Origin of the sequence: Micromonospora sp. NPDC005215 (assembly GCF_040607915.1) — a bacterium.
Taxonomy (GTDB): domain Bacteria; phylum Actinomycetota; class Actinomycetes; order Mycobacteriales; family Micromonosporaceae; genus Micromonospora.
Window position 1 is genome coordinate 1 of record NZ_JBEXHQ010000089.1, and the last position, 11,118, is coordinate 11,118.

The 11,118-nt window shown below is 69.2% G+C and carries 16 protein-coding genes; 2 read left to right on the forward strand and 14 right to left on the reverse strand.

Annotation, left to right across the window (positions count from 1 at the left end; genetic code table 11):
* Window positions 1–55 precede the first annotated feature (55 nt).
* Window positions 56–178: a hypothetical protein gene (locus ABZU25_RS33850; protein ID WP_355033437.1), complete on the forward strand. Its 123-nt coding sequence runs from the start codon at window positions 56–58 to the stop codon at window positions 176–178.
* A gap of 79 nt (window positions 179–257) precedes the next feature.
* On the opposite strand, the gene ABZU25_RS33855 is transcribed toward ABZU25_RS33850, so the two are convergent.
* On the reverse strand, window positions 258–452 hold the full coding sequence (locus tag ABZU25_RS33855) for a DUF397 domain-containing protein (protein ID WP_355033452.1): 195 nt from the start codon (window positions 450–452) through the stop codon (window positions 258–260).
* The gene (locus tag ABZU25_RS33860; RefSeq protein ID WP_355033438.1) at window positions 449–1,216 is read right to left on the reverse strand and encodes a DUF5753 domain-containing protein; all 768 of its coding nucleotides are present in this window, start codon (window positions 1,214–1,216) and stop codon (window positions 449–451) included. The genes ABZU25_RS33855 and ABZU25_RS33860 overlap by 4 nt, the downstream gene beginning before the upstream one ends.
* 202 nt (window positions 1,217–1,418) lie before the next feature.
* Between ABZU25_RS33860 and ABZU25_RS33865 the strand changes: the two genes are divergently transcribed.
* Complete coding sequence (locus ABZU25_RS33865; protein ID WP_355033439.1) at window positions 1,419–1,742, forward strand: hypothetical protein; 324 nt, start codon at window positions 1,419–1,421, stop codon at window positions 1,740–1,742.
* 250 nt (window positions 1,743–1,992) lie between these two features.
* On the opposite strand, the gene ABZU25_RS33870 is transcribed toward ABZU25_RS33865, so the two are convergent.
* The 12 genes from ABZU25_RS33870 to ABZU25_RS33925 all read right to left on the reverse strand — a co-directional run.
* A complete protein-coding gene (locus tag ABZU25_RS33870; RefSeq protein ID WP_355033440.1) occupies window positions 1,993–2,376 on the reverse strand; it encodes a hypothetical protein in 384 nt (127 codons plus the stop codon).
* Window positions 2,377–2,410: 34 nt separating this feature from the next.
* Window positions 2,411–2,665 (reverse strand): hypothetical protein, encoded by a 255-nt coding sequence (locus ABZU25_RS33875; protein WP_355033441.1) that lies wholly within the window; start codon window positions 2,663–2,665, stop codon window positions 2,411–2,413.
* A 1-nt stretch (window position 2,666) separates the two neighbouring features.
* Entirely contained in the window at window positions 2,667–3,077 is a 411-nt protein-coding gene (locus ABZU25_RS33880; RefSeq protein WP_355033442.1) for a hypothetical protein, read from the reverse strand.
* A gap of 632 nt (window positions 3,078–3,709) precedes the next feature.
* On the reverse strand, window positions 3,710–3,934 hold the full coding sequence (locus tag ABZU25_RS33885; protein WP_355033443.1) for a hypothetical protein: 225 nt from the start codon (window positions 3,932–3,934) through the stop codon (window positions 3,710–3,712).
* On the reverse strand, window positions 3,931–4,155 hold the full coding sequence (locus tag ABZU25_RS33890; RefSeq protein ID WP_355033444.1) for a hypothetical protein: 225 nt from the start codon (window positions 4,153–4,155) through the stop codon (window positions 3,931–3,933). Before ABZU25_RS33890 ends, ABZU25_RS33885 begins: the two co-directional genes overlap by 4 nt.
* Window positions 4,152–4,373 carry a hypothetical protein gene (locus ABZU25_RS33895; protein WP_355033445.1) on the reverse strand — a complete coding sequence of 74 codons (222 nt, stop codon included), beginning with the start codon at window positions 4,371–4,373 and terminating at the stop codon, window positions 4,152–4,154. Before ABZU25_RS33895 ends, ABZU25_RS33890 begins: the two co-directional genes overlap by 4 nt.
* 363 nt (window positions 4,374–4,736) lie before the next feature.
* Window positions 4,737–6,119 carry an AAA family ATPase gene (locus tag ABZU25_RS33900; protein WP_355033446.1) on the reverse strand — a complete coding sequence of 461 codons (1,383 nt, stop codon included), beginning with the start codon at window positions 6,117–6,119 and terminating at the stop codon, window positions 4,737–4,739.
* On the reverse strand, window positions 6,116–6,457 hold the full coding sequence (locus tag ABZU25_RS33905; protein ID WP_355033447.1) for a hypothetical protein: 342 nt from the start codon (window positions 6,455–6,457) through the stop codon (window positions 6,116–6,118). Before ABZU25_RS33905 ends, ABZU25_RS33900 begins: the two co-directional genes overlap by 4 nt.
* A 267-nt stretch (window positions 6,458–6,724) precedes the next feature.
* Window positions 6,725–7,000 (reverse strand): hypothetical protein, encoded by a 276-nt coding sequence (locus ABZU25_RS33910; RefSeq protein WP_355033448.1) that lies wholly within the window; start codon window positions 6,998–7,000, stop codon window positions 6,725–6,727.
* A gap of 209 nt (window positions 7,001–7,209) precedes the next feature.
* Window positions 7,210–8,106, reverse strand: coding sequence for a hypothetical protein (locus tag ABZU25_RS33915; protein WP_355033449.1), 897 nt, complete (start codon window positions 8,104–8,106; stop codon window positions 7,210–7,212).
* An 881-nt stretch (window positions 8,107–8,987) separates the two neighbouring features.
* The gene (locus tag ABZU25_RS33920; RefSeq protein ID WP_355033450.1) at window positions 8,988–10,625 is read right to left on the reverse strand and encodes a recombinase family protein; all 1,638 of its coding nucleotides are present in this window, start codon (window positions 10,623–10,625) and stop codon (window positions 8,988–8,990) included.
* Window positions 10,626–10,656: 31 nt separating this feature from the next.
* The coding region (locus ABZU25_RS33925) for a hypothetical protein (RefSeq protein ID WP_355033451.1) at window positions 10,657–11,118 on the reverse strand (462 nt) is incomplete at its 5' end.

Below are 11,118 nucleotides of genomic sequence, written 5' to 3' on the forward strand. Positions count from 1 at the left end.
GCCGGCACCCCGGGTGGGGTGCCGGCCAGCGGCTCGGTGTCGTGCGGTGGTGCCGGTGTCAGCTGTTCCAGTGCTGGCCGACCAGGTCGGTGGCCTGCTGCTCCCACTGCGCGTAGGCATCGGGGTAGGCGGAGACCTGCACGGTCTGCGCGGTCTGCGCGGAACGGCAGTCAGCTAGGCGGGGTCGTCACGGCGTCCTGAAACCGACGAACCCCCGGCCGCATTGGCGGGCCGGGGGTCGTGTGCAGTGCCGGAGATCAGGCAACCGGCCCGATCTGCTTGGCCAGGTTGACGAATCCCATCCAGTCGCGGGGGGCGAACTGGAGGGTTCCGCCGTCGCGGTCCTTGGTGTCGCGGACGAGGACGACGCCGGGCAGGTTGTCTGCCACCTCCACGCACGAGCCACCGTTAGAGCCGGAGCGAGTCGACTTGCGCCACTTGGCGTTGGTCATGTCCATGTCTTCGCTGCTTCCTTGATCAATTCGAGTGACTGCCTGCGGGAGAACGCTTCACCCCTGATCGCCTCCCACGTCCGCTGGAGGGTAACAAGGTCTTCCGACTGGTTTAGTATCTGCGCCCGCACCTGATGATCAAGGTGCGCGACTAGTGAACCGTCGCCCAGGGTTCCAATGATGAAGCCGCCCTGTAATCCAGGGTAGAGCCCTGCGTCTTCGCCCACCACGAGTATTTGCACGTGCGCCAACTCGGCCATCTCGGCCAGGTGGGCGAGCTGTTCCGCCATCACGGTCGGGTGGGTCTTCATCGGCCGGCGCAGCGCCATCACGTCGATGACGGCGACAAGTTGAACGGGCTTGTCACTGGTGAGGATGGCGCTGCGGTCGAGCCTCGACGCAACGCGCTCATCGATCTCGTCAGCAGTCAGCAGGTTGTGAGCCAGCGTCGCCCGCGCGTACGCCTCGGTCTGGAGCAGTCCGGGCACCCATGAGTGCTCGAACCACCGCAGGGCAACCGCCTCACGTTCCCAGTCGACCCATTCGCGCAGCCATTGCGGCTCGCGCCGTTTGAGGACATCGGGCCATAGGTCCTTAACGTCCCGGCCGAGGATGGCGGCGAGGGCCTTACGTCGGCGAGGCTGCGGGACACGTCCCGGTGAGATCCAGCGCGCGGCGGTCTTGGGGTCGACCCCTGTCTGTGCTGCGAGACTTTCCGATGTCTCGCCAGCCTCGGCCATGGCCGCTAGAAGTGCCTCGTTCATCCTGCCTCCACGGTGGACGTCCCGAACGTCCCCGAGCATAGATGAACGTCGTGTACTGATCCCGTAGCTGAGGGCAACGTGTTGGGAGAGAGGCGGACTCACTCGTGGCCGAGGCGGCGGGGGTGGGTCCTGCTCCCCGAGGCGGGGCCGTCCCGTTCCCCCGTGCGGGGCGGCCCCCCATACCGACAGAGGCGGTGCACCCATGGCGCGGCACAGACCACCGGAGATCCGTACCGGCCCGGTGCATCGGCGTGACTGGCGGGCGTGGGGCCGGCGGTGCGTCTGCGGGCTCCCGTGGCGGTGCCCGGACGCCGGGCGGGTGCCACCGCTGGCCGAGCCGAGACCGGCGCGGGTGGTGGGCGTGGCGCGCGTGCCGAGGCGGGCGGGCGGCACCTGCTCGCCGGAGGCCGGGCGGGCGGGGTGGCTCACGCTGGCGGCCGAATGGCGGGCGAACGGTGGGCGGTGGGACGGCATCGACCGGGCGGGGCGGGCCGGGCGGTCGCCCGACGCCGGAGGGCGGCGGTAGTGGTCGAGGACGGCGCACCTCCGCGCGTGCCAGTCGAGGCCGGGGCGATGAGGTGGCCCATACGTATCGACCGGATCGAATGCGGCGAGTGCAGTTGCGTACTGCCGCTCCCGCCGCTTACCGCGCTTACCGAGATTGCCGACGTTCTGAGCGGACACGCGCACGACTGCCGCATTTTCCTCTGACCCCCCGAACGACGAGACCCCCCGAGCCACATGGGCGCGGGGGGTCTCTGTGTGCGGGTGGGCGGTTACCGGCGGGCGAGGATGTCGCGGGCAATGGCGGCCACGTCGGCAGGCTCGGCCGGCGGGGTGGGCGTCGCCTCGGTGGGCGGCTGGGCGGTCTGCTGGGCGGGTGCGGGCGGGGTGTCGTCGGCGGGTGCGCTGAGAAGTTGGCGCAGCTCGGCCAGGGTGGCGGCGGAACGCTCCTCGGCGGCACGGACGCGCTCTCTGATGGCGCGCGTCTCGGCCTGCTCGGCGGCGCGGGCGTCGGCCTGTTCGCGGGCGGCCTTGTCGGCGGCGGCCTTCTCGGCGGCGGCCTTGGCGGCTGCCTGCTCGCGCACGAATGCAGCGGTTAGGGCGTCGGACAGGCTGGCACCGGACGGGGTGCCGGGGGGTACGGTGTTCATGTACATGGGGTCGGGCTCCTTTGTGGGCGGGGTGGGCGGTCTAGAAGGGGAAGCGGGCGGCGTCGTCGGCGGGGGTGGGCGGATCGCAGACGGCGCACTCGTCGGTGAACCAGCCATGCGGGCAGCGCATCGCGTCCCACGCGGCCATCGTGGCGGCCAGGGCGTCGGGGTTCACGCGCAGCCGGCCGGCGTCGTTCTGCTCCAGCGGCAGAGAGCCGGTGTTGTCGATGCCGGCCGGCAGCCACTCGGGACGCTCGGGCTCGGCGGGGCGGGTGCGGTTCGGGCGGATAGGCATTTCAGGCGTCCTCGTCGTCGTAGTCGTCGCCGTAGCTCGGCAAGCCGTCGCGGTGCTGCGAAGCGCCACGGTGGGCAACGGGCTTCGCTTTCGCACCAGCGCCGGGGCGGCGGCCACCCCAGCCGTTCGCGGGCGGGGTGCCGGGGTTGGTCAGCACGGCCACCACGGCAAGGGCTGCCTTTCGGGCCGAACGGGCACCAGCGAAAGCGGCGAGCGTGTCGCGGTCCGACAGCTCACCGGAGCGGGCCAGGGTCAGCAGGTGCTCGGCGTCGTTCAGGTCGTCCATCGCAACGCGCAGCATTCCAACTTGCGTGCCGGACAGGTCGGTCTCAGCGAGCACCGTTTCCCAGAGGTCGACGGCGAGGCTTCCGGGCGGCCATTGCGTGTTGCGGCCGTCGTCCTCAGTGGTCATGATTGGTTTCCTTTGTCGTTGTGGAATTTTGTGAAATCGCGTTTGAACTTGAATGGGTTGAAACGCGCCATGCCGTCAGGGAAGCTGCGAGGCCGGGGCGGGGGAGGCACCCGGCACCCGTCCTCGTCGCTTTACGTCAGTAAGAAACGGACAGCGCTACCTAATCAAGCCTGGATGTGGCATCGGATCGCGTTCGCGTTTGTACTTGATTCGTCGCGCTTCTACGCCTTCATGTGCTGACTTAATTGCATGATGTGTCTTGCATAAAGCCTGTAGGTTCCACTCCGCGTGATTGTCTCCACGTTGGATGTGGTCTACATCAGAAGCGTGAGCACCGCATTTGCGGCCGTTGGCATCGCGCTGCTGACACTGATAGCTGTCACGACGCAGCACCCGTAGCCGGAGTGTTTGCCAATCTGCGGGAAGTCTGCTCTTACGATTGCTGTTGTCCCACGACATGCCGTTAACCAGCCACGCCGAGACACGCCCGATCCGGCGAGGCGCACCGCCCGCAGAATTGTGCCGGGTGGTCGTTGTCGTCCAGGGCGGCGTACGAAGACACCGCACCGCAGTCCGCACACGGGGCCAGGGGGGTCCAGCGCGGGGGGCGCGGGGTTGCAACGCGCGGACGGTCAGCCATTCTGACCCCCAGAGCGGCGCAGGGTCCCCTGCACCAGACGCGGCGCGGGAGGGGTGTCCTCTGTGGCACCCGCCGGGGTCTCTTCACTCTTCTCGGTGCGGCGGGCACCAATCGAGGCGCGCAAGTCGACCACGACTTCAAAGGTGCGGCGAAGGATGATCAGTTGCGAGGTGAATGCCAGCGCGGCAAACAGGATTGCACAGATAGAGATAGTCACAGGTCGCACTCAATCCCAAAGTAGTCGCACAGTTCCCGATAAAGGCGCAGCGGCCGACCGTAGACTTTGGTCGGCGCGGAGTCGCCGGTGATGCGCGAACTGAGCAGCCAGCGCACCAGTTTGTAGTTCACGTCGCCCAGGCGGGCGCGCTCGTAGGCGACACCGAGGGCGGCGTACAGGCGGTACTCGTCGTCGGTGATGTCGTAGCTCTCCTCGTTCACGCGGCACCGTCCAGGGCGGCCACATCGTCGGCCAGCCGGCGGGCGACGTAGGCCCACAAATTGAGTCCCGCCGATTCCAGATCATCGGCGAGGTCAAACAGCCGCTCGGCTGCGTCGTCCACCGTGGCCGGCGGGTCGATCTCCTCAAGCTGAGACAGCCACAAGTAGTTATCGGTTGGCTCGGCGGTGAATTCGATTGGCGTGATGTTGAAGTCCATGGCGTTGGTTCCTTTGGGGTGAGCGCACACCAGCGGCCCGCCCGGCGAGGTGCCAGGCGGGTCGCGGGCGTGCGGGGTGGGGTGGTTAGCGGCCGGTCAGCCGGCGCGCGGCGTTGCGCCAGGTCCAACGGCGGCGGGCGGGCGCGGGCAGACGGCCGGGGGCGAACCAGTGGGCATTCATGCGGCGGGCCTCGGCCTCGTCAAGGCGTGCCTGGTGGAGCGGGCGCGTAGCGGCGTACGCCTGAAAATGTCGGGCGGACCGGTAGTTACCGCGTCCCTTGCGGACCTTGCAGGGTTCGCCAACCTCGGCGGTGCACGTTGGGCAGTCGATGTCGAGCGGGCCGACCCGGCGGGCGGGCATCATCAGTAACCCCCTCGGGTGAGTTGTAGCTGCGTCTCAAGCGGAACCACGCCTGCGTCGTTGGCGTGCGCGTTCGGCAACCGGTGGTCGAGCCGGCTTCCGATCAGCTCGGTTTCAGTGACCGACCCCGGCGGAACCGAGTCCGGTTCGTTGAGGACGTAGCGCTTCTCGTTGCGGACAGCCTCGGGGGCCTTCACCAGCGCGCCCAGGTCGACAAGCTCGTTTCGGGCCTGCTTGATCTGATCGGCGGTGTACCGCTTGTCGTACGCCTTGATGCGCGACACAAGATCCTCTTGCCGGATGCCGGGCTGCTCGCGGTGAGCGCGCAGCACGGCGTCTCGGATGCGGGCCATGTCGTTGACGGTCTCCGTGGCGACCGACTTCGGCGGCTTGACCTCGGGAAGTCCGATGCGGATCTCCGTCGTCGGGCCGGTGCCGTCGATCGTGATGCGGGCGGCGGGAAACGAGTTGTCGTCGGCGGCCTGTGCGTCCGGCGTGTTGGCAAACACGTAGTCGTGCCGGTCCTTGACGCAGATCATGTCCACGATGCCGATCCGGCCAACGCCGGGCTTCTCGATGACCTCGAACAGGTACGCGGCGTCGAGCGCGGACGTCTTGGCCTCGCTGCCGTACGCGGTCGCGGCCCCGCGCTGCGGGCGGGTCTTGGTCACGTGGTCGACCATGACCACAGCCGGTGCACCGGGCGTGGCGGCCAGCGGCTCGGCCAGCAGGCCGTAAAACTTCCGCACGTCGCCCGTCTTGATCGGGTCGAGGTCGAACGCGGCCATACCGGCGTTGGTCGTGTCGATGATCGCAAGTGCGAAGTCCATCGACAGGTACGCATCCCACTCACGGCGCTGTGCCGGCGTCAGGTGAGCGCCGAAGCCACGCACGTAGTGGAAGTGGGCCAGATCCTCCGTGGACGCGCCGAGGCGGCGCAGACGCGCCTTGACCTGCGCGGGCTGACCCTCGTAGTTGATGTAGATGACCGACTGTCCGGCCTGGAGCAGACGCACCGCCTCAGCCATGACGACAAGCGACTTCGCGGACGACTTCTGGCCGTAGACGGTGTGGACCTGCGACGGGTAGAACAGATGCACGCCGTCTTCCCGCCGCAGCAGGGTCGGTATCAACTCTTCGTCGTCAAGGGCTACCAGGTCGACGCGCAGCCCAACCGGCGCGGACCGGCGGCGGTACGCGAGGTCGGCCAACGCGGTGATCTCGCGGGGGTTGAGCAGGCCGGAGAAGAACGGCGCAAGCGGCGTCCCCTCCGCAACGGCCAGCCACTCGCGTACAAGGTCGACAATGGTGTCGTCGTCAAACTTGCCACCTTCGGCGATCACGTCAGCGATGCCGTAGCGGTCCATGTTGGGCAGCGGGATCACGCGGCACCCCCGGCAGCGCGGGCCTTGGCGGCGGCGATGATGGTGGCGACGCGTTCGCGGCGGGCGGTTTCCGCAACCACGGCGGCCTCAAACTGACCGGCGGACGCGGGGTACGCCAGCACGGCCTGCCGGGCAGTGCTGTAGGCGATACCGGCGGCGCGCGCAACGGTGGTGAGCGCTTCGATGAGGGCCGGGTCCGTGAGGTCCTGGACGTATGCGTCGGGCTGGCGGCCGGCGGTCGACCCCCACCCGTTCCAGACGGGGGAGGGTTCGGTCTGGTCGGCGAGCAGGGCTACGAGCGCGTCAAGCTCTCGGGCGCGGGGGATGCTGAGGTTCACGGGGTGGGTCCAATCGGGACGGGCCGCAACAGGGCGCGGCGCATCGAACCGGGCAGGCGGGAGTGCCGACCGGGCGTTAAGGGAGGGTGCGCAGATCCAAAACGGCAAACCGGCAAACCACGGTTTGGCTCGTTTGGATCTTTTAGGATTTGATTCCGGGGGGCTTCGTACCGCCGTGTCCGATCCAAACCAAATCAAACCGGGGGAGACCTTTAGGTCCCCCGGTTTTGGTTTGGTTTGGACGGCGCGGAGGTGTGGTTTGGACAGTTAGGCGCGAACGGCGTTCTCGGGCTCGGCCTGCTCTGCGGCACGGCGTGCGACGCGAGCGGCGTACCGGGCATCCTGCTCGGCGCGGTAGGCAGGGTCGTTGCGGAGCTGCGCGCGGCGCTTGCGCTGCTCGGCGGTGTTCATGAGGCGGGTGCAGGGCCGGCAGATGGCCCAGGACCGACGCACGCCGAAGCGCAGCGCGGACGGGATGAAGTTCTCGGCGGTAGGGGGAAGCGCGGCCTTGCAGTGCGCGCAGCGGATGCGGGGCGTGTCCATCGCGGACGCTCCTTGGATGTAGAAAAACCCCCGTGCCGACGCCGGGGTCCAGCCGGCATCGACACGGGGGTCGAGTCTTTGTCGTACGCGGTGACTGGACCTCACCGGAGCCGAGAAGGCGGCTCGCCGTTGTGGTGCGGGGAGAAGGGCGCGAGGCAGCACCCCCGCACAGCCGTCAAGCCATGCGGGGGTGCGACTCAGGGGGTCGATCAGGCAGTCGTCACGCGGATGACCGGCGTAACGTCCACCGGGGTGAACGGGCCGGTACCGGTCGGCAGAGCCTTCCGGACGGTGACGATCGCGGCACCCAGGAACACGGACAGCACGGAGCGGTCCTGGAGCTTCCGCGCGTCATAGTCCATCAACCAGGACAGCGACAGACCGTCCTGACTGACCGTCTGCGCCATGCCGGCACCACGCGGCGCGGCCGGGGCCACCGAGACCAACTGAACGGCTTCGCGCATGTAGACAAAGACATCGTCCGGGTTGATCCGGTTGGACTCCACGACGGTGAAGCCCCGGATGCTGCGGATGTTCGCGTCGCGCGAACCGTCCTGGTCGAACGCGCCACTGTCGAGCAAATCGGCGTAGACGTTCGTGCCGACCAGCGAGAGCATTTCGGCGGACGGAAGCTGGAGAGCGCGAAGCTGCCGGCGGGCGGCGGTGAAGGTCTTCACCGGGTTGGCCGCGTCGTACGCGGTGGACAGCGCGGCGTCGGCGGTGACGCCCTGGAGCTTCGCCACGATCGTGTCGTTGGCGTACTCGGCCACGGCGAGCGCCTGCGGGGCGAGCACCTGCCGGCCGAAGTCGGCCAGGTTGAGCGTGAGGTCAGCGTCGGTCAGGTCGACCGCGCTGTACGCCTGCTCGGTGATCGTGACCGACTGGTAGGACTCGGTCAGGGTGTCGGTGGTGATGTCTTCGACGCTGCCCACGGTGCGGGTGCGCGCCTTGAGCACGGCCGGCTTGCGGATGTCGACGGACGCGCCGACGCCGGGCGCGAAGTGCTGCGCGGCGCTGCGGCCGACGAACGGGATCAGGCCATCGGCGCGGACCAGTTCGTTTGCGAGGCTGGCAACTTCGGCCGGGCTGAGAAACGTGTGTGCCATGGTGGTGGTTTTCCTTTGGATGGAATGAAGCGGTCAGGCCGGTCGGCTTGACCGGATACGAGCCATCCGCAACTTGCGGGGTGCCGGCCGTCCACCTGGGATCGGTCAGCGGGGGTCGTGCGGGGGTGCCCTCGTGACGCCGGGCCTGCCGGCGCTCGGGTGGGCGTGGGTGGTGCAGACCGCTCGGCCGTCGCCAGAGCGGGAGTCAGTAAGGCGGGGGTGGTGCCCTTGTTGGCGGCTGTTCCTGTTCAGCCACCAGCAAGGGCGTCCCCTCCCCCATCCGCGCGCTCAACCCGCTGTGAGGCGGGGAGCGGCGCGGTATCCGCCCGGCCAACCATTACCGGACGGAGATCAGGCGGCGCGCAGGCGGGCTACCTCGGCGCGCAGCTCGGCCAGCTCGGCGCGGCGGCGGTCGCGGTACGCGGCCTGCCGGCATGCCTGCGAGCACATAGCGCGCTGCGTCTGGTTCTTGCGCTCGTGCGGGCGTCCACAGTGGTCGCAAGTCGCTATAACGGACATCGGACCTCCTATGTGACGTGACGGTGTTTCGCGCATCAAAAAACCGCCTCGCGCTTGGTGGCGGTGGCGGCGGGGCCGTACTTCTCTCACTATGTACGTCCCACACGGGTAAAGGCGGGCGGCGGGCAAGCTCGGCCGGGGGCCGTACTTCGGCCGGGCGGGTTTCCTACCTAGTTCGTCCCACAGAGGTAAAACGGCCAGGTCACAGGCTTGCCCCCTCGGCCAGCGAGCCGGCGCAGGATGAGATCGGCGGCGGGCTGTGCGGGCCGCAGCCTGGCGTGGGGACTTTGCAGGTAGGCGGGTAGGGGTAGACGCAAAGCGGGCCGCCCAGGGGTTCTGAGCGGCCCGGTTACGTGCGGGGATCAGTCGGCGTCGGGTACCTCGGCGGCGGCCTCGGCGAGGATGTCGGCGGCCGGGCCGTCGAGGGTCACGCGGGAGGACATCGGGGGGCGATTGGCTGGGTGGTGCCGGCCAGTCTTGAGGACGGTCACCACATCGAACCCGGCACGCAGGATGACGCGCTTACCGTCGAGGTCCAGGGCGTCCAGACCATCGCGGACGGCGCGGCGACCGGGCACGGCCGGCGCGGTGGCGGTGGCGGCCTTAACGGCGCGGGTAGCGGCCTCAACGCGGGTGCGGGCGGCGTCGATGCGGGGGCGGGCCTCTTCGCGCGTCAGCAGACCATCGGCGGCCATGTCCAGCACGCGGGAGAGTGCGGCGGTGGCGGTCGAGTGCTCGGCCTCGGAGGCGGCCCGGCGGGCGTCGGCGGCCGGGTCGGCGGTCGCGGCGGCCAGCCGGGCGGCCACGGTCTGCCACAACGGGGAATCATCCCGAGCAATGTCAACGGCGAGGGTCAGCGCTTGCCAGACGTACGCGTCGAGATCCGCGCGGCTGATCGTGGTGCCGGGGCATAGCTTGGCGGCGACACCATGGCACCGGTAGGCGGCACGGGTGACGCGCACGCGGCCGGCTGCGTCGGTGCGGGTGCCATCGGTGCCGGCGGCGACCATCGGGCGGCCACAGAGACCACAGCGGGCCACGCCGTCGCGGCCACCGACCAACGTGCCGTTGACGCTGCGGCCAGACTTGCGCGTGCCGGTCGCGGTCGCGGCGCGGCCGGTACGCGCGTCGATCATGGCGATAAGGCGCTCACGCTCGGCCGGGGTCACCACGCGGGCATCCTCGCCACCGAGCAACGCGACCGGCGAGCCGTCCACCATCAGCACCTCGGCGGCCTTCCGCCACGGGCGACCGGCGACGGTGGCGGCCTCGGCCTCGGACATACGCCGGTCGGCCGTCTGCAAACCCGCCCACGTGGCCGAGCGGCACATGTTCGTGACCGTGTTCGCTGTCAGGCCGTAGGCGGCGGCCACGGAACGCGCAGAGCGGCCGGACAGCATCGCGTCGGCAACCTCGCGCGCACGCGGCCAGTCGGCAGAACGGACCACGCGGCCGGTCGGCGCTCCGTCCGCGTCGTGCTCTGCGGCCATCCCGAGCGGCAGGGTGCCACCGAGCCATGCCCCGGCGGCCTTCCTGCGGCGCTTGGTCCGGGCGACGCGCTTTGACAGACGCTCGGTCTCATCGCGGGCGGCTTCAAACTTGGCGATGACGCGGCCACGGTCGGCCGGCTTGCGCGTGTCAAGGTCGCTGTCTACCTCGATCAACCCCCGACCCTGCGCGGCCAGCACATCGACAAACTCGATTGCGCCAGCGATGCCCCGGCGGTCCGCGCGGGACAGCTCGTAGACGAGGATGACGTCTACCTCGCCGGAGCGCAGCGCGGACATGGCGGCCTCAAATGCCGGCCGGGCCTTGCGACTCTGCCGGGACGCGCCGCGCCCCTCCCCCTCGTTGAACTCCTTGAGGATCGTCAATGCGTTGTCGTCGGCGTAGCCGTGGATTTCCTCGCGCTGCTCGATGATCGTGGCGTTACGGTCTGCGGCCTTACGGGCGGCGGAACGGCGGAGGTACGCGGCGGCGCGGCGGGCGTTGGCGGTCATACGGGCAGCGTACGCCTGACTGCCTTCTCGCTCAAACCGTCTGCGCGGCCTCGGTCAGCGGCATGTCCTGCCAGCCGTCGACCTGCTTGAGGCCCTTGAGGAACGCGGTGGTCGAGTAGGCCGGGTCGGTGATCTGCTCCGGCGAACCCCAACCCGAGCTCGGGCGCTGCTGGAACAGGCCCAGCGAGTCGTGGTCGTTCATGTCACCCAGGTGACCCAGGTTCTCCAGCTTCGACTCCTGCAGACTCGTCGCGATCGAGATGACCGCGGCGCGCTCGGGCAGGCCCGCCTTCTTCGTCGCGGCGATGATCGCCTTGGCGTTGGCGGTCTGCTCGTCGTTCACTGTGATGTGGGACTGCTCGCCCTGCGGCTTCGGCGCGGTGCTCTGCACCGCGACCGTGGCGGGCTTGCCCTCGACCGGGGTAGCGGCGTGAGCGGCGATCGGACCGGCGAACACACCACCGGCGAACGCGAGACCAGCAACACACAACAC

Coding starts and splice junctions, on each gene's coding strand:
- ABZU25_RS33875 (WP_355033441.1), bottom strand. CDS start 2,665: ATGCCTATCCGCCCGAACCGCACCCGCCCCGCCGAGCCCGAGCGTCCC.
- ABZU25_RS33920 (WP_355033450.1), bottom strand. CDS start 10,625: ATGACCGCCAACGCCCGCCGCGCCGCCGCGTACCTCCGCCGTTCCGCC.
- ABZU25_RS33880 (WP_355033442.1), bottom strand. CDS start 3,077: ATGACCACTGAGGACGACGGCCGCAACACGCAATGGCCGCCCGGAAGC.
- ABZU25_RS33855 (WP_355033452.1), bottom strand. CDS start 452: ATGACCAACGCCAAGTGGCGCAAGTCGACTCGCTCCGGCTCTAACGGT.
- ABZU25_RS33860 (WP_355033438.1), bottom strand. CDS start 1,216: ATGAACGAGGCACTTCTAGCGGCCATGGCCGAGGCTGGCGAGACATCG.
- ABZU25_RS33870 (WP_355033440.1), bottom strand. CDS start 2,376: ATGTACATGAACACCGTACCCCCCGGCACCCCGTCCGGTGCCAGCCTG.
- ABZU25_RS33895 (WP_355033445.1), bottom strand. CDS start 4,373: ATGGACTTCAACATCACGCCAATCGAATTCACCGCCGAGCCAACCGAT.
- ABZU25_RS33915 (WP_355033449.1), bottom strand. CDS start 8,106: ATGGCACACACGTTTCTCAGCCCGGCCGAAGTTGCCAGCCTCGCAAAC.
- ABZU25_RS33865 (WP_355033439.1), top strand. CDS start 1,419: ATGGCGCGGCACAGACCACCGGAGATCCGTACCGGCCCGGTGCATCGG.
- ABZU25_RS33910 (WP_355033448.1), bottom strand. CDS start 7,000: ATGGACACGCCCCGCATCCGCTGCGCGCACTGCAAGGCCGCGCTTCCC.